The sequence below is a fragment of the Gordonia iterans genome (genome assembly GCF_002993285.1).
GTDB classification, from domain to species: Bacteria; Actinomycetota; Actinomycetes; order Mycobacteriales; family Mycobacteriaceae; genus Gordonia; species Gordonia iterans.
In genome coordinates this window covers 1,154,220-1,171,656 of record NZ_CP027433.1, presented here as the reverse complement: position 1 = coordinate 1,171,656, position 17,437 = coordinate 1,154,220, and the positions used below count along the sequence as shown (strand labels likewise).

Sequence of the window (17,437 nt, the reverse complement as noted above, 5' to 3'; positions counted from 1 at the left end):
TCAGCGCAGGCCCAGGCGGGAGGTGCACGTCGGCCACGCGCCCCAGCCCTGGGCGGCCTGGGTCTTCTTGCCGATGGCGATCTGCTCCTCGCGGGTGGCCAGGTCCGCACGCGGCGCATACTCCAGTCCGCCGTGCCGCTCCCAGGTGCTCTGGTTGAACTGCAGGCCGCCGTAGTAGCCGTTGCCGGTGTTGATGGCCCAGTTGCCGGTCGCCTCGCACTGTGCGAGCGCATCCCAGACGCCGTGCGGCACGTGCGGCGCACCCGGCTTGGTGCCGACGCGCACGGTGGCCGGCTTCGGCTCGACGAGGACCTCCTCCTCGAGCTTCTCCCGCTTGGTCACCTTGCCGTTGACGCGAGTGACCTTGTAAGTGACCTTGGCCTTGCCCGGAGTGCCCTTCTTCTCCACGACCTTGCGGTTGCGGACCAGGGTGTCGTCTTCTTTCTTGATCTCCGGCGGAGCCACCTTCTCCTCGACGGTCTCCTCGGTGTCCCGGATCCGCGTGACCTTGATCTTCATGTCCTTGCTGACCGGGGTGGTCGCGGCCGGGACCACCTTGTCGGTGGGGGCCAGCGGATTGCCGGTGCGCTCGAAGACGTCGCCCACGGTCTTGGCGGCCACCACGGTGCGCTCGGTCTTGGCGCCGTCGGTCACGACGATCGGCTTGGGCAGGATCACTTCGACGTCGGCGCCCTGCACCGGCACGGGCGCATCGAGGGAGGTGCTCACCGCGACCTCGGTGAGACCCTTCTCGGCGAGCACCTCGCGCACCGAGTTCTTGTGGGTCTTGACGATCTGCGGCTGGCCGTCGAGCTTGAGCTCGACCTCCTTGAGCCGGTCCACGGTGATCACCTGACCGCGCCGGGGGCTGCTGCTCAGGTCGACGTTGATCTTGTCGCCGGGACTGGTGGCGATGCCGTTCTCTTCCAGCACACCGGACACCGAGAAGGCCATGGTGGACACCTCGCGCGCCTGCCCGTCGATGGAGAGGGTCAGTTCCTTGTGCATCACTGCTCCGGTCACACCGCCTGCGGCAAGAGTGACCAGAAGGGCGCCGGTGACGGCGCGGGCGCCCAGAGAATCGGCGGCGTTGATGCGCTTGAAAACGGACAAAGTACTACCTACTAACCAGTTCAGCCTCCGCGTTCCGGCGGAGCGATCACAGTACGGTAACGAAAAGAGGGTCGTTATCGCAACGGCAACCCGTAGGCACGGCACGCATTCGCCCCCAGGACTGCTGCCATTCGTTCGGGGGACACCCCACGGACCTCCGCGAGCGAGCGCGCGGTGTACGGCAGGCAGTACGACTGATTGGGCTGGCCACGATAGGGATGCGGGGTCAGGAACGGTGCGTCGGTCTCCACCAGGATCAGGTCCTCGGGAGTCAGCGCGGCCGCCTCACGCAGCGCGCCGGAGTTGGCGAACGTCACAGTGCCGGAGAAGGACAGCAGGTACCCGCGGTCGACGCACTCGCGGGCGATCTCCGGGGTGCCGGAGAAGCAGTGCATGATCACCGTCTCCGGCGCGCCCTCGGCCGCCAGCACGTCCAGCAGGTCCCGATCGGCATCCCGGTTGTGGATCATCAGCGCCTTGCCACAGCGCTTGGCCAGGTCGATGTGCCAGGCGAAGACGTCCTTCTGCACCGCGGGCTCGGCGCAGGTGTCGGAGTGGACGGTCCAGTAGTAGTCCAGCCCCGTCTCGCCCACCGCCACCACCCGCTCGTCGGCGACCATCTCCTCCAGTTCCGACCGCGCCGCCCCGTCCAGATCACCGGCGTGCGTCGGGTGCAGTCCCACCGCGGCGAACACCCGCGAGTCCCAGTGCGCGGCCTGCACGGCCCAGCGCGCGTCGACCATGTCGTCGGCGACGGTCACCACCTGCTGCACGCCGACCCGCTCGGCGTGGTCGACGATCTCGGCGACGGCCTCGGCGCTGCGCCCGCCGCACGCCGCCAGGTGGGTGTGCGCGTCCACGAGTCCGCCGAGCGCCGCAGGATCCGGCGGCGGCTCCCGGCGCTTGCGCTTGCGTACCTGCTTGGCCGACGGTTCCGCAGGACCGGTCACAGGTCCACCGTCCCGTCGATCACCGTCGCGCAGGCGCCGCCGACCCAGATCGTGTCGCCGTCGTCGTGGATGTGCACGCGCCCGGTCCGACCGAGCACCGTGCCCTGGGCGGCGACGTACGACGACGGCGCCAGCCCGGCACCCCGCAGCCAGACCGCGATCCCGGCGTTCAGGCTTCCGGTGACCGGGTCCTCGGGCACGCCCATGCCGGGAACGAAGCCGCGCACCTCGTAGTGGGGACCCGATCGCTCGCGCCACGGACCGACCAGGCCGACGAAGTCGTCCGGGCCCAGCGCGCCCATGTCGGGCCGCACGTCGAGGACCCGCTGTCCGTCGGTGAGCAGCAGCGCCAGCCAGGGTGGACCGTTGCTCACCCACTCGGCCGCCTCCACGTCGCTGCGCCGCAGCCCCATCGCCGCCCGGACGCGGTCGAGCGTCTCGTCGTCGGCGGGGCCGGACCGGGTCAGCGGGGGCGCGGCGAAGGCGTAACGGCCGGTGGCGTCGTCGTACCGCACGGTCACCAGGCCGATGCCGCACTCCTGCACGATGTCGCCGCCTGCCGAGTCGTCCCGCCGCGGGAGGACTCCGGACTCCCGCCACGCGTGCGCGGACCCGAGCGTCGGGTGACCTGCGAACGGCAACTCGCCGCCGGGGGTGAAGATCCGCAACCGGTAGTCGGCACCGGGATCGGTCGGCGGCAGCACGAAGGTGGTCTCGGAGAGATTGGTCCACCGCGCGAACCGCGCCATGTCGTCGTCGCTCAGTCCCTCGGCCTCGATCACCACCGCTACCGGGTTGCCGCTCGCCGGGCCGTCGCCGAACACATCCACCTGTGAGAATCGTCGCTCAGTCACCCAGCAGACACTAGCCCGTCCGGGTAGCGTTTTCCTCGTGCTCGGATTGCCATCACAGATCTCCGTCCTGTTGTTCGACCTGGACGGCGTGCTCACCACCACCGCCACGCTGCACACGGCCGCCTGGACGGACGCCTTCGACGCCTTCCTCGTGGCCCGGGCGGCCGGCGGCATCGCCACCGACGGTGAGGACCTGTCGCCGTTCACCGAGCAGGACTACCTCGACTACGTCGACGGCCGGCCGCGCATCGACGGCGTCCGGAGCTTTCTCACCGCGCGCGGCATCGTCGTCGACGACGACGCGGTGGCGCAGATCGCCCAGTCCAAGAACGATGCCTTCACCGCGACCCTGCGCCGCGACGGGGTCGACCCGTACCCCGGCTCGGTGCGCTACCTGGACGCCGCGCGCGCGGCAGGGCTGCGCATCGCCGTGGTGACCTCCAGCAAGAACGGAGCGATGGTGCTCCAAGCCGCCGGGCTCGCCGACTACCCGGAGCACCGCGTCGACGGCAACACGATCGTCGCCGAGCGGCTCAACGGCAAACCCGCGCCGGACTCGTACCTGCGCGGCGCCGAATTGATGGGGGTGCAGCCCGAACACGCCGCGGTGTTCGAGGACGCCATCTCCGGGGTTCGGGCCGGGGCGGCAGGCCGATTCGGCTACGTTGTCGGAATCGATCGCGTCGGCGGCCGACAGGCCGAGGCGATGCGCGCGGCGGGCGCCGACGTCGTCGTCTCCGACCTCGACGAACTGCTGTAAGGAGCGCTCATGTTGTTCGAGCCGCAGAGCGAAATCACGCACACCACGCACGGCGACACCGCGAGCCACACCGATCCCACGAACGTGCCCGCGCACGGCCTGCACCCCGACCACGGCTTCGAGGTGAACCCGTGGCAGCTGGCGTGGCGCGGCATGGACATCGACATGATCGGCCGCACCGAGACGCTCTTCGCACTGTCCAACGGCCACATCGGCCTGCGCGGCACCTTCGAGGAGGGCGAGCCGGTCGATCAGCCGGGCACCTACCTCAACGGATTCTTCGAGCAGCGGAACCTGCCGTACGCCGAGAGCGGGTACGGCTACCCCGAGTCCGGCCAGACCGTGGTGAACGTGACCGACGGCAAGATCATCCGGCTCCTGGTGGAGGACGAGCCGATGGACCTGCGCTACGGCCGAACCGTCGATCACGAGCGCGTGCTGGACTTCCGGACCGGCACGCTGCGCCGCAGCACGCTCTGGACCTCGCCCACCGGTCGCACCGTGCGCATCAAGAGCGAGCGGCTGGTCAGCTTCACCAAGCGCACCATCGTCGCCACGCGGTACGAGGTGGAGCCGATCGGCGAGGACATGAAGCTGGTGCTGCAGTCCGACCTGCTCGCCAACGAGCCGGTTCCCTTGCCGGGCAACGACCCCCGGCTCGCGGCGGCCCTGGACGCCCCGCTCGTCCCCGCGCTCGCCGACTGCCGCGGCACCACCGCCGTACTGGTGCATCACACCAAGCGGTCCGGACTGGCCGTCGCCGCCGCCATGGGGCACACGCTGGACGTGCCCGGCAACGCCGAGACCTACGTGCAGGCCGACGGCGACCTGGCTCGCGTGACCATCGCCGCCACCGTGCCGCAGGGCAGCAAGATCGTGCTCACCAAGTGCGTCGCCTACGGGTGGTCGGCACGACGATCCGTCCCGGCCCTGCGTTCGCAGGTCGATGCCGCGCTCGCCATGGCAGCCGAAACCGGTTGGGACGCACTCAAAGCCGAGCAGGCCGAGTTCCTCGACGAGTTCTGGCGGGACGCCGACATCGAAATCGACGGCGACCCCGAACTGCAGCAGGCGATCCGCTTCTCCCTGTTCCACGTGCTGCAGGCCGGCGCCCGCGGACAGTCGCGGCAGATCCCGGCGAAGGGCCTCACCGGTCCCGGCTACGACGGTCACACCTTCTGGGACACCGAGAGTTTCATCCTGCCGATGCTCACCTATACCGTCCCCGCGGCCGCCGGCGAAGAACTGCGCTGGCGACACAGCACCCTGGACAAGGCGCGTGCACGGGCACGCGAACTCGGACAGTCCGGCGCGATGTTCCCGTGGCGCACCATCGACGGCGACGAGTGTTCGGGCTACTGGCCCGCGGGCACCGCGGGCGTGCACGTGTCCGCCGACATCGCGAACGCCACCGGACGGTACCTGCGCGCCACCAACGACGAGGCCTTCGAGGTGGAGTGCGGCGTCGAGCTGCTGGTCGAGGTCGCCCGCTTCTTCGCCGGCTTCGGCCACCACGACGTGAACGGCGACTTCCGCATCGACGGCGTGACCGGGCCGGACGAGTACACCGCCATCATCAACAACAACGTCTTCACCAATCTCGCGGCGCAGCAGGCGTTCCGGGACGCGGTGGCGGTGGTGCACCGGCAGCCGGCCGTCGCACGGGATCTCGGTGTGAGCAACGCCGAGATCAAGCACTGGACGGCGTGCGCCGATTCCATGACCATCCCCTACGACCACGATCTGGGCGTCCACCAGCAGTGCGAGGCCTTCACCCTCCTGGACAAGTGGGACTTCGAGGGGACCAAGGGCCGGTATCCGCTGCTGCTGAACTTCCCGTACTTCGACCTGTACCGGAAGCAGGTGGTGAAGCAGGCCGACCTGGTCTTCGCGACCTACATGTTCGGCGACAGCTTCACGCCGGAAGAGAAGCGCGCGATCTTCGACTACTACTACCCGATCACCGTGCGCGACTCGTCGCTCTCAGCCTGCTGCGAGGCGGTGACCGCCGCGGAGGTCGGCTACCTCGACCTGGCCTACGATCTGCTCTGCGAATCGGTGTTCACCGATCTGCACGACCTCCACAACAACGTCTCTTCCGGCCTGCACATCGCCGCGCTCGCGGGCGCGTGGACGGACTGCGTGGCCGGCTTCGGCGGCATGCGCGACTTCGGCGGCAACATCACCTTCGCGCCGCGCCTGCCCGAACGCCTGAACTACATGTCGTTCCGCATGCTGGTGCGCGAGTCGCGCATCATCGTCGCCGTCGACAAGACCAAGGCCACCTACCGACTGCTCGACGGTCCGCCGATCGAGTTGGCACACCACGGCGAGAAGTTCACACTCAGCGACGATCCGGTGATTCTGCCGATCGAGCCGATCGAGTCCGGCCGGCCACCGCAGGCGCCGACGGGATGCGCACCGTATCGCCGGGAAGGGTGAGCCCACGGCCGGGCCGGTCGGCACCGCTATCCTCATAGGCACTATGCGACCTGCCTTCTATCTCACCACCGCCATCGCGTACCCGAACGGCGCACCGCACATCGGTCATGCCTACGAGTACATCTCGGCGGACGCGCTGGCCCGCTTCAAGCGCCTCGACGGTTATGACGTCCGGTTCCTCACCGGCACCGACGAGCACGGTCAGAAGATGCAGCAGACCGCGCAGGCGGAGGGGATCCCGACCGGCGAGCTGGCGGCGCGCAACTCGAGCCGGTTCCAGGCGCTGCAGGAGCGGCTGGGGTCGTCGTTCGACCGCTTCATCCGTACCACCGACGACGATCATCACCGGGCCTCGCAGGAGATCTGGCAGCGGATGGTCGACGCCGGCGACATCTACCAGGACTCGTACTCGGGCTGGTACGACGTGCGCGACGAGACCTTCGTCAACACCGACGACACCCGCGTCGACGAGAACGGCGACCGCGTCGCGGCCGAGAACGGCCACGTGCTCACCTGGACCGAGGAACAGACCTACTTCTTCCGGCTGTCGGCGTACCAGGACCGGCTGCTCGCGCTGTACGACGAGCATCCGGAGTTCATCGGCCCCGACGTGCGGCGCAACGAGGTCCGCAGCTTCGTCGCCGGCGGCCTGAAGGATCTGTCGGTCTCGCGCACCACCTTCGACTGGGGTGTCACGGTGCCCGGCGACGACGCGCACGTGATGTACGTCTGGGTCGACGCCCTCACGAACTACCTGACGGGCGCGGGATTCCCGGACGACCCGGAGACCTTCGCCAAGTATTGGCCCGCCGATCTGCACGTGATCGGCAAGGACATCATCCGGTTCCACTGCGTGTACTGGCCGGCGTTCCTGATGAGCGCCGGGATCGACCTGCCCAAGCGGGTGTTCGCGCACGGCTTCCTCTTCAACAACGGCGAGAAGATGAGCAAGTCGATCGGCAACGTGATCGATCCGGACGTGCTGATCGACGAGTTCGGCGTCGACCCGGTGCGGTTCTTCTTCCTCCGCGAGGTGAGCTACGGGCAGGACGGCTCGTACTCGGCGGAGGCCATCGTCGCGCGGATCAACGCCGACCTGGCCAACGAGTACGGCAACCTGGCGCAGCGCACGCTCAGCATGATCGGCAAGTACTTCGACTCGGCAGTCCCCGATCCCTGCGAGTTCACCGCCGAGGACCGCGCCCTGCTCGACCGTGCCGCGACGCTGCTGCCCACCGTCCGCGAGCACTTCGACGTCCAGGCGATCCATCTCGGCCTGGAGGCGCTGTGGTCGACGCTCGCGGCGACCAACCGGTACATCTCCGCGCAGGAGCCGTGGAAGCTGGCCAAGACCGACCGCGAGCGCACCGGCACGGTCCTCTACGTGTGCGCCGAGGTGATCCGCATCGTCACGCTGCTGGCGCAGCCGGTGATGCCGACGGCGACCGGCACCGTCCTGGACCTGCTGGCCGTGAACGACGACCACCGCGACTTCGCCGCGATCCAGACTCGCCTGCAGCCGGGCACCGCGCTCCCCAAGCCGGCCCCGGTCTTCCCCCGCGTCGAGCTCGCGGTGCAGGACTGACCCGTTCCATGGCGGTGTTCCTTGGTGGTCGAGTAGCGACGAGCCCCTTGGGGCGAGCAGCGTATCGAGACCACGCCCCTGTCGAGGTCCCGTGACGCACCGTGTCGACACGCCGCCCGGTCTGGACCTGTTCCAGGCGTTGACCGCGCGCGCCGAAACGGAGGGCCTGCCCGGACCCGCTGCACTGATCGGCGACTGGTGCGATGCCGACGCCGTGATCGCCCCCTCGCTCGAGATCGTCCCCGGACTGCGTCCGCCCGACCGGCCCGACCGCTTCTGGCTGGGCCACCTCGGCTTTCCCGTGCGGGCCGGGCAGGGGCCGCTCCCGGAAGTCGCGGGCGGTCTGACCGACGGCGTGCTCCTCCTGCGCGACGGCGAGTGGTCGTGGTGGTCGCCCGTCGGCGCCGAATGCCCCTCCTGGGTGTGCTCCTCCCTTGAGGCGTGGTTTCGACCCGAGCCTCCCGCATCGATGGTCGAGCCCTCCAGATCGATGGTTGAGCAGGTGAGGAGCGGACCGTCGAACCGTGTCGATACCCCACCGTGGACAGCCGAGTGGACCCCGCCGGAGCGGGAACCGCATCTCGCCGCCGTCGCCGCCTGCCGCGAGGCCATCGCCGCCGGCGAGGTGTACCAGGCGTGCATCTGCACCCGCTTCACCGGAAGGCTGGCCGGCTCGCCGCATCGCTACTTCGCCGACCTGGCGGCCGCCACCAAGCCCGCGAAGGCCGCCTTTCTCCACGGCGCGCACGGCTCGGTGGTGAGCCTGTCGCCGGAGTCCTTCCTGTCCCGTCGCGGCGGGACGGTCACGTCGTCACCGATCAAGGGCACCGTCCCGCTCGACGTCGACCCCCTGGTGCTCGCCGAGTCGGCCAAGGACATCGCCGAGAACGTGATGATCGTCGACCTGGTCCGCAACGACCTGGGGCGCGTCGCCGCGACCGGCAGCGTCCGGGTTCCGGAGCTGCTCACGATCGTCGGCGCTCCCGGCGTGTGGCACCTGGTCTCGACGGTCTCCGCGGAACTGCCGGCCGCCGTCGGCAACGACGCACTCTTGGAGGCGACCTTCCCCCCGGCGTCGGTGACCGGCACCCCGAAGATCCGGGCCGCCGAACTGATCGCGGAGTGGGAGGCGTACGGCCGCGGGGTGTACTGCGGCGCCGTCGGCATCGCGGGCCCCGACGGACTGCTCGATCTGAACGTCGCCATCCGCACCGTGCAGATCACCCCCGACGGGGCGATGACTCTGGGCGTCGGCGGGGGCATCACCTACGACAGCGACCCCGCCGCCGAGTGGCAGGAGTGCCTCGACAAAGCCGCCGCCATCGTCTCGCATACCAGTTGACCTGCCGATACCTTTCGACAAGCTCAAGGAGCGCCGCTTCGCTCGTTGAGCCGGGCGAGGCGCCAGCCGAGCCCGTGTCGAAACGTCCCTCGACCTTTCGACAAGCTCAAGGAGCGTTACCGCTCGTTGAGCCGGGCGAGGCGCCAGCCGAGCCCGTGTCGAAACGTCCCTCGACCTTTCGACAAGCTCAAGGAGCGACACGCTCACTCCGGCGTCGAGCGCTTCGCCGAGCGCCGGGTCGACAACCCTGGCAGCAGGTCGAACCGTCCGTCGATCACCGCTTGACGCTTCGCCCGACTCCAGCCGTGCAGCTTGCGCTCCATCGCCCATGCGTCGGAGATGCACTCGAACTCCTGGCTGAAGGCGAGCTCCACCGGGAGCCGCTTGGCCGTATAGGCCGCGCCGCGGCCGCTCTGATGCTGCTCGATGCGCGGCCCGAGATCCCGCGTGCTCCCGACGTACAAGCTGCCGTCCGCGCATCTGAGTATGTACACGTAAGCCCCCATGTATCGAGTATCGCCGTCTCCCGGCGACAGGCTCGACCAGTGTCCACAGCCGCGTACGCCGCGCGAGATGTCCTGTGGACAACTCGGCCCATCGCGCGGCGCATCGACCTTTCGACAAGCTCAAGGAGCGAACAGACAAGCTCAAGGAGCGTTGCCGCCCGTTGAGCCGGGCGAGGCGCCAGCCGAGCACGAGTCGAAACGCCATCGACCTTTCGACAAGCTCAAGGAGCGAACAGACAAGCTCAAGGAGCGAACAGGCACGATCAAGGCGCGTTGCCGCCCGTTGAGCCGGGCGAGGCGCCAGCCGAGCACGAGTCGAAACGCCATCGACCTTTCGACAAGCTCAAGGAGCGAACAGACAAGCTCAAGGAGCGAACAGGCAGGCTCAAGGCGCGTTGCCGCCCGTTGAGCCGGGCGAGGCGCCAGCCGAGCACGAGTCGAAACGCCATCGACCTTTCGACAAGCTCAAGGAGCGAACAGACAAGCTCAGGGAGCGAACAGGCAGGCTCAAGGAGCGAACAGGCAAGCTCAAGGAGCGTTGCCGCCCGTTGAGCCGGGCGAGGCGCCAGCCGAGCACGAGTCGAAACGCCATCGACCTTTCGACAAGCTCAAGGAGCGAACAGGCAGGCTCAAGGAGCGAATAGGCAAGCTCAAGGAGCGAACAGGCAAGCTCAAGGAGCGTTGCCGCCCGTTGAGCCGGGCGAGGCGCCAGCCGAGCACGAGTCGAAACGGCATCGACCTTTCGACAAGCTCAAGGAGCGAACAGGCAGGCTCAAGGAGCGAACAGGCAAGCTCAAGGAGCGAACAGACAAGCTCAAGGCGCGTTGCCGCCCGTTGAGCCGGGCGAGGCGCCAGCCGAGCACGAGTCGAAACGCCATCGACCTTTCGACAAGCTCAAGGAGCGAACAGGCAGGCTCAAGGAGCGAACAGGCAGGCTCAAGGAGCGAACGGACCCCGCGGAGCGAACGGACATACTCACGGAGCGAACGACAACCTCACGAGTCGCGACGCGAGGACAGGACCGCCTCGTAGATCTCGCGCTTGCTGAACGGGGTGCCGGACGCGGCCTGCTCGCACGCGTCCTTCAAGCGTGCCCCCTCCTCGGCGAGTTCGGCGGCCCGCGCAGCCACCGCGTCCAGATCGGCCTCGGCATCGAACTCGGAAGCACCGGCGACGACGACGGTGATCTCCCCCTTCACCCCGTCGGCGGCCCACGCGGCGAGCTCGGCGAGCCCTCCTCGTCGTACCTCTTCGTAGGTCTTCGTCAGCTCCCGGCACACTGCGGCCCGGCGATCTGCGCCCAGCACCTCGGCCGCATCGGCGAGCGTCTGCGCGAGGCGGTGCGGCGACTCGAAGAAGACGACGGTGCGCGGCTCCGAGCGCAGCGACGCCAGCCAGTCCCGGCGGGCCCCCGGCTTCCGCGGTGCGAAGCCGTCGAAGCAGAAGCGCTCGGACGGCAACGCCGAGAGTGCGAGCGCCGTGGTCACCGCGGACGGGCCGGGGAGGCACGTCACCCTCAACCCGGCTTCCGCGCACGCGGAGACCAGCCGGAACCCGGGGTCGCTGACCGACGGCATGCCGGCGTCGGTGATCAGCAGCACCGTCGCCCCTCCGGCGATCGCCTCCACCAGCTGGGGAGCGCGCTGCGCCTCGACGTGGTCGTAGTAGCTGACCAGGCGGCCGCCGATGGCCACCTCGAGGGCCGCCGCCAGTGAACGAGCGCGCCGGGTGTCCTCGGCGGCGACGACGTCGGCCGTCGCCAGCGCCTCCCGCAGCCGCGGCGACGCATCGCCGGGCTGCCCCATCGGTGTGCCGGCCAGCACCAGTGCTCCACTCACCTGAGTCAACCTACCTTCCTCTACCATCGGGCTGGTGAGTCAAGCCCTGGCCGATCGCGCGACCGTCGCACCCCGCGCGCCCGTCGAGGCCCTCGGCACCGCACCCGGTCCGGAGATCCCCGAGCCGGTGTTCGGCGCGAGCGACCGCGACCGCGGCGCCGTGGTCGGGCTGGTCCTCGTCGTCCTGGCGTTCGTCACGCGCTTCTGGGATCTGACGCATCCCACCGACAAGGGCACTCCGGTGTTCGACGAGAAGCACTACGTGCCGCAGGGCTGGCAGGTGCTGACCGGCGGCGGGCTGATCGAGGACAACCCCGCTTACGGACTGGTGGTGCATCCGCCGGTCGGCAAGTGGATGCTGGCGATCGGCGAGGCGCTGTTCGGCTACAACCCGATGGGCTGGCGCTTCACCGCGGCCGTGTCCGGCGTGGTGATCGTGCTGGCGATCTACCTGTGCGTGCGGCGGATGACCCGATCGACGCTCATCGGTGCGATCGCCGGGCTGTTCGCGATCTGCGACGGTGTGCTGTTCGTCCAGTCCCGGATGGGCATGCTCGACATCTTCCAGGCGCTGTTCGTCGTCGTCGCCTTCGCCGCGCTGATCGCCGACCGTGACCAGGTGCGCGAGCGCATGGACCGCGTCTATCGCGAGGGCCGGATCCACGACAGCGTCTTCGGCCCTCGGATGGGCTTCCGCTGGTACCGCTTCGCCGCGGGCGTCAGCCTCGGTCTGGCCTGCGGCACCAAGTGGTCGGGCATCTACTTCGTCATCGTCTACACGGTGCTGTCGCTCTGGTTCGACGTCCAGGCGCGCAAGGCCTATCACGTCACCCGTCCCTGGCGGGGTGCGCTGCTGCGCGACGGCGTCCCCACCGTCGCCTCCCTCGCCGTGCTCCCGGTGCTGATCTACCTGGCGACCTTCGCCGTCTGGTTCCGTTCGGAGACCTCGGTCTATCGCTACGTGGTGGGTACCGAGGTGGGAACCGACGGACCGTGGGCGTGGGTCCCGGCCGCGTTGCGTTCGTTCTGGTACTACGAGTCCGGGATCCTGGAGTTCCACGCCGGCCTCACCAACGCCGCGGGCAACGACCACCCGTGGGAGTCCAAGCCCTGGACCTGGCCGATGGCGCTGCGGCCGATGCTCTACGCGATCTCGTACGGCCCGGATCAATGCGGCGGCGGCGATTGCATCCGGGCCCAGATGCTGATCGGCACGCCGGCGCTGTGGTGGCTGGCGCTGCCGATGCTCGCGTGGGCGTTGTGGCGGGCGATCTTCCGGCGAGACTGGCGATATCAGGCGGTGCTCGCGGCCTATCTCGCCGGGATCCTTCCGTGGTTCGCTGAGATCGACCGCCAGATGTACTTCTTCTACGCCACGGCGATCGCACCGTTCCTGGTGATGGGGCTCGCCCTGTGCTGCGGCGACGTCCTCGCCGCGGCCGCGCGTGGCAGATACTCCCAGGGCCGGATCCTCGCTGTGGCCGGGGTCAGCCTGTACGTCACGCTCGTGGTCGCCAACTTCGCCTTCGCCTGGCCCGTGCTGACCGGGGCGCCGATCAGCAACGAGTGGTGGAACGTACAGCTCTGGTTGCCCAGCTGGACCTGATACCACCCCCGCAACGCCGTGGCCTCAGTCGGAGCCGGACACGATCAGGAACGTCACCGCGCTCGGCCCCCACAGCAGCAGGAGCATGGTAAGGAACCACATGCCGCCCTGCCACACCTGCCACCGGCCGTCCCGCCGGTAGGTCCCGTACGCGCGCACACCGGCGTAGACGGCGCCCGCGAGGATCACGCCGGGCGCCGCGAGGATCAGCACCGTGTGCAGCAGTCCCGCGGTGCCCGTCGCCGCGACCACCAGGACCACGGCCACGACGACCGTCAGCGCCACCGACAGCGCCGTCTGGCGCATCTCGGTGCGCGGCATAGGCGGTTCCAGGCCCTCCTCGTCGTACGGGTCCTCCTGCGGGATCTCGGGCCGACCGGGACTAGTCATGGGTCCGACGATAGGCGATGCGGGGCGAAAGTCCCGCGGCGAGTGCATCTGTCTTGGCCATGCGACACAATGGCTGTGAGGCTTGATTACGAGCACCATCGCCCGGTGTGCTCGGGCCGGAGTCAATCGAGGATGTGCATTTCAGGATGAGCGTGATTCTTGTCGGTGTCGACGGTTCGGCCGAAGCAGTCAACGCGGTGCGCTGGGCGGCGCAGACCGCCAAGCTCGAGGGCGCCGACCTCAAGATCGTCTCCGCGTACACCACCACCACCAGTGACTACGCCCCCGGCCTGGTGATCCCGCAGGACGTGATCGACGCGATCCGCGGCGAGGTCAGCAAGTACGTGCAGGACGCCGCGAAGGTCGCCGATGAGGCCGCCCCGGGCATCACCATCCACGGCTCGATCGCCGAGGGCGACGCCGCGCACGTGATGATCGACTTCAGCAACGACGCCGAGATGGTGGTGCTCGGCAGCCGCGGCCTGGGCGGGTTCAAGGGCCTGTTCCTCGGATCGGTCAGCACCAGCGTCGCAGCCCATGCCAAGAGCAAGGTGGTGATCGTGCCGACCGACGCCAAGCTGAACGACGGCCCCGTCGTGGTCGGCGTCGACGATTCCAAGATCAGCGACCCGGCCGTGGCCGAGGCCTACCGGCAGGCCGATCTGCGCAAGGCCCAGCTGATCGCGGTGCACACCTGGACCCCGCTGGACGCGGATGCGCTGCACGGGTTCGGACTGTCCGCCGAGGAGATCGAGCAGATGAGCGAGCAGGCGGTCGAAGCCGTCGCCGAGCGGATGGCCGGCTACGGCACCGACTACCCCGACGTCCAGGTGGAGCGCGTGGTGATCCCGGAGGAGCCGGGCAAGGCCATCCTCGACACCGCCGACGACACCGCCTCGCTGATCGTGATGGGCAGCCGCGGACGCGGCGGCTTCACCGGTCTGCTGCTGGGCTCGCGCAGCCAGAAGGTGCTGCACCACGCCAAGGTGCCGGTCATGATCGTCCGCCACAAGAGCTGACCGCACTCCCCTGACGTCTGACACCGCGGAATGAGTCAGCTCCCCCGCGGTCTCTGGGTCCTCCTGGCGGCCAATGTCGTCATCGCGCTCGGCTACGGACTGATCGCCCCGGCACTGCCGATCTTCGCCAGCACCTTCGGGGTGTCGGTGACGGCGGTGACCGCGGTGATCTCCGCGTTCGCCGTGATGCGGCTGCTGTTCGCCCCGGCGACGGGGCGGCTGGTGACCGTGCTCGGCGAACGCCGGATCTATCTGACCGGTCTCGCCATCGTCGCGGTGAGCACCTTCGCCTGCGCCTTCGCCGGCAGCTACTGGCAGCTGTTGCTGTTCCGCGGCGCCGGCGGCATCGGTTCGACGATGTTCAGCATCTCGGCGATGGCGTTGCTGATCCGGCTGGCGCCGCCGGCGATCCGGGGACGCGCTTCCGGTTATTTCTCGGCGGGTTTCCTGGTCGGCAGTCTGACCGGGCCGCTCATCGGGGCGGCACTGGTGGGTTTCGGCCTGCAGTTGCCCTTCGTCGTCTACGCGGTCGCCCTGGTGATCGCCGCGGTCGGCGTCGCGACGATGATGCCGCCGGTTCCGGCGCCGACCGCCGATGCCGTCGAGTCCAGACCGGGCAGCGGGTCGAGACCCGACGGTGTCGTGACGGTCACCTTCGCCGCGGCCTGCCGGGACAGCGCCTACCGCGCCATCCTGGCGTCGAACTTCACTCAGGGCTGGGCGTCGATGGGCGTGCGCATCGCCCTGGTCCCGCTGTTCGTCACCCAGGGACTCGGCGCATCCGCGGCGTGGGCGGGGATCATTCTGGCGTTCTACGCCGGCGGCAACATGATCGCCATCCTCACCGCAGGCCGGCTTTCCGACCGTTTCGGCCGGCGACCCGTGCTGATTCCCGGGCTGGCGATCGCGACCGCATCGACCGCAGCGCTCGGCTACTCCCCGAACATCTGGATCGCGTTGGCGCTCACGGCGATCGGCGGCATCGGCTCCGGACTCTTCGCTCCCACGCATCAGGCGGCGCTCGGCGATGTCCTCGGTGCCCGTCAGCGCGGCGGCTCGGCGCTCGCGGCCTACGGGATGTCGTCGGACCTGGGGGCCGTGATCGGCCCGCTCGTCACCGGCGTGGTCGCCACCTGGTGGGGCTTCGGTCCGGCGTTCGTGCTCACCGGGCTGGTCTGCGCCGTCGCCCTGGCGATGTGGCTCGCCGCCCGCGAGACCAATCCCCGGACCGATCGGCACGCCGAGCCGGCTGTCACAGAGTGAGGCTGATCTCCTCGGCATCGAGCTTGGCCAGTTCCGCGGTCAGCGCAGCGGAACTGTAGGCACGTCGCTCCCGGAGTCCCAGGAGCCGTCGCCGCTGTTCCTCGATCACCGTCAGGCGCACCCGCCGCAGCTCCGCGGCGGTCTTCAGCCGCGTATCCAGTGCGTTCTGCTCGACGTCGACGTCGGGCGTCTCGAGTCCGCGCACCAGGCGCACCCGCTCGGCGAGCGCCGGATCGTCGCCGATGACCCGGGGATCGTCGAGGACGCGGCCGGCGACGTCGAGCATCTCACCGTGCAGTCGCGCCCGTTCGGCACGCTCCTGCTCCGACTGGTCGGGCAGGCGCAGCAGTCTGAGGACCGGCGCCATCAGTCCGCCCTGGATCGACAACGACAACCCGGCGACGAAGAAGGCGATGAGGATGAGCAGCGACCGGTGCGGCGTCTCCGCGGGCAGGGTCTGCGCGGCGGCCAGGGTCACCACGCCGCGCAGCCCTCCCCACACGACGGCCATGCCCTCGCGTGGGCCCATCGCCTCGGTGCGGTAGTAGGCGATGTCGGAGAGTCGGCGGTCGATCGCCACGCGGTAGCGGCGGGCCGCGGTGTCTTCGGCCGCCCGGCCGTCCGACAGCGCATCCTTGAGCGCCGCGAGCGAGTCTTCGCGGGAGATCAGCCGGCCCGCGCGCTTGTCGAGCCACCAGACCAGCGGCATCATGAACACCGCGCGGACCACGAGGGCGAGCGTCAGCGCCAGCGCCGCCGGCCACAGGGCGTGCAGCCAGGTGTCGTGTTCGCGGCTCACGTCGGTCACCAGCGTCGCCAGTTCCAGGCCCATGAGCAGAAACACCCCGCCCTCGAGCAGTACTTCGACCATCCGCCAGTTCTGCGCATCCGAGCTTCGTTGTGCGGCACTGTGCCTGCGGACGGCGATGCGACTGCTCACCAGACCGGCGGCCACCGCGCCCACCAGGCCCGACGCACCGATCAGCTCGGCGGGGACGAAGGCGATGTACGGGGCGGTGAACGAGACCGCGGTGGCCAGCGCGGGAACCCGGATGCGCGCCTGGAGCCTGCCGAGCAGCGCACCGACGACGGCGCCCACCAGGACCGCGCCGACCATCGCCCACACGAAGTTCACGACCACTCCGCCGAGCGAGATGCCGCCGGCGGTCGCCGCGACCGCCGCGCGCAGGAGCACCAGCGACGTGGCGTCGTTGAACAGACTCTCCCCGCTCAGCACGGTGACGATCCGGTTGGGCGCGCCGAGCCGTTTGATGGTGCCGGTGGCCACCGCATCGGTCGGACTGAGGATGGCGCCCAGCGCGACTCCGAGCGCATAGTCGACGTCCGGCAGGATCGCGGTGAAGAACGCCCCCAGGACCAGCGAGGAGATCAGGACCAGCACGATCGACAGCGCGCCGATGGTCCCGAAGTCGCGCTTGAAGTCCATCACCGGCATCGCCCGCGCCGCGGCGTAGAGCAGCGGCGGCAACACCAGCACCAGGATGATCTCCGGATTGACACTGATCTCCGGAACCCGGGGGACGAAGCTGACCCCGACACCGACCGCGACCAGGAGCAACGGTGCGGCGATCCGCAACCGCGGGGCCAGCGTGTTGGCAGCCGTCACGGCGAGGACGCAGACGACGGCGATGGTCACGTATTCGGTCGGATCCACGGAGATCATTGTGACTGGCCTCTCAGCCGAACGCGCGCCCGGCCAACGACACTCGGCCGAATCCCCTCGATCTTGCCATCGCTCGTTGACATAT

14 protein-coding genes are annotated in these 17,437 nt (G+C 69.2%); 7 read left to right on the top strand and 7 right to left on the bottom strand.

What is annotated here, in order from left to right; genetic code table 11:
* The 3 genes from C6V83_RS05450 to C6V83_RS05440 all read right to left on the bottom strand — a co-directional run bounded on the left by C6V83_RS05450 (window position 1) and on the right by C6V83_RS05440 (window position 2,917).
* Window positions 1–1,113 carry a resuscitation-promoting factor gene (locus tag C6V83_RS05450; RefSeq protein WP_105941541.1) on the bottom strand — a complete coding sequence of 371 codons (1,113 nt, stop codon included), beginning with the start codon at window positions 1,111–1,113 and terminating at the stop codon, window positions 1–3.
* A gap of 74 nt (window positions 1,114–1,187) precedes the next feature.
* Window positions 1,188–2,063, bottom strand: coding sequence for a TatD family hydrolase (locus C6V83_RS05445; RefSeq protein WP_105941540.1), 876 nt, complete (start codon window positions 2,061–2,063; stop codon window positions 1,188–1,190).
* Window positions 2,060–2,917, bottom strand: coding sequence for a PhzF family phenazine biosynthesis protein (locus C6V83_RS05440; protein ID WP_105941539.1), 858 nt, complete (start codon window positions 2,915–2,917; stop codon window positions 2,060–2,062). Before C6V83_RS05440 ends, C6V83_RS05445 begins: the two co-directional genes overlap by 4 nt.
* Before the next feature lie 37 nt (window positions 2,918–2,954).
* Between C6V83_RS05440 and C6V83_RS05435 the strand changes: the two genes are divergently transcribed.
* From C6V83_RS05435 to C6V83_RS05420, 4 genes are all read left to right on the top strand, one after another.
* Entirely contained in the window at window positions 2,955–3,677 is a 723-nt protein-coding gene (locus C6V83_RS05435; protein ID WP_234353870.1) for an HAD family hydrolase, read from the top strand.
* A gap of 153 nt (window positions 3,678–3,830) precedes the next feature.
* A complete protein-coding gene (locus C6V83_RS05430; RefSeq protein WP_234353954.1) occupies window positions 3,831–6,119 on the top strand; it encodes a glycoside hydrolase family 65 protein in 2,289 nt (762 codons plus the stop codon).
* 43 nt (window positions 6,120–6,162) lie between these two features.
* Window positions 6,163–7,704, top strand: coding sequence for a methionine--tRNA ligase (gene metG / locus C6V83_RS05425; RefSeq protein ID WP_105941536.1), 1,542 nt, complete (start codon window positions 6,163–6,165; stop codon window positions 7,702–7,704).
* A 91-nt stretch (window positions 7,705–7,795) separates the two neighbouring features.
* The gene (locus C6V83_RS05420) at window positions 7,796–9,046 is read left to right on the top strand and encodes an aminodeoxychorismate synthase component I (protein WP_407646247.1); all 1,251 of its coding nucleotides are present in this window, start codon (window positions 7,796–7,798) and stop codon (window positions 9,044–9,046) included.
* A gap of 203 nt (window positions 9,047–9,249) precedes the next feature.
* Here the strand turns inward: C6V83_RS05420 and C6V83_RS05415 are convergent, their stop codons facing one another.
* Together C6V83_RS05415 and rsmI are read right to left on the bottom strand one after the other, a co-directional pair.
* Complete coding sequence (locus C6V83_RS05415) at window positions 9,250–9,552, bottom strand: GIY-YIG nuclease family protein (protein ID WP_105941535.1); 303 nt, start codon at window positions 9,550–9,552, stop codon at window positions 9,250–9,252.
* Window positions 9,553–10,547: 995 nt separating this feature from the next.
* Window positions 10,548–11,417: a 16S rRNA (cytidine(1402)-2'-O)-methyltransferase gene (gene rsmI, locus C6V83_RS05410; protein WP_105941534.1), complete on the bottom strand. Its 870-nt coding sequence runs from the start codon at window positions 11,415–11,417 to the stop codon at window positions 10,548–10,550.
* 19 nt (window positions 11,418–11,436) lie between these two features.
* Between rsmI and C6V83_RS05405 the strand changes: the two genes are divergently transcribed.
* Window positions 11,437–12,996: a dolichyl-phosphate-mannose--protein mannosyltransferase gene (locus tag C6V83_RS05405; protein ID WP_234353953.1), complete on the top strand. Its 1,560-nt coding sequence runs from the start codon at window positions 11,437–11,439 to the stop codon at window positions 12,994–12,996.
* A gap of 24 nt (window positions 12,997–13,020) precedes the next feature.
* Here C6V83_RS05405 and C6V83_RS05400 read toward each other — a convergent pair whose 3' ends face one another.
* Complete coding sequence (locus tag C6V83_RS05400; protein WP_105941532.1) at window positions 13,021–13,386, bottom strand: hypothetical protein; 366 nt, start codon at window positions 13,384–13,386, stop codon at window positions 13,021–13,023.
* 146 nt (window positions 13,387–13,532) lie between these two features.
* Between C6V83_RS05400 and C6V83_RS05395 the strand changes: the two genes are divergently transcribed.
* Together C6V83_RS05395 and C6V83_RS05390 are read left to right on the top strand one after the other, a co-directional pair.
* On the top strand, window positions 13,533–14,405 hold the full coding sequence (locus C6V83_RS05395; protein ID WP_105941531.1) for a universal stress protein: 873 nt from the start codon (window positions 13,533–13,535) through the stop codon (window positions 14,403–14,405).
* 30 nt (window positions 14,406–14,435) lie between these two features.
* Window positions 14,436–15,668: an MFS transporter gene (locus C6V83_RS05390; protein ID WP_105941530.1), complete on the top strand. Its 1,233-nt coding sequence runs from the start codon at window positions 14,436–14,438 to the stop codon at window positions 15,666–15,668.
* Here C6V83_RS05390 and C6V83_RS05385 read toward each other — a convergent pair.
* Entirely contained in the window at window positions 15,658–17,352 is a 1,695-nt protein-coding gene (locus C6V83_RS05385) for a cation:proton antiporter (RefSeq protein ID WP_105941529.1), read from the bottom strand. The two genes, C6V83_RS05390 and C6V83_RS05385, sit on opposite strands and share 11 nt — an antisense overlap.
* Window positions 17,353–17,437: the final 85 nt, after the last annotated feature.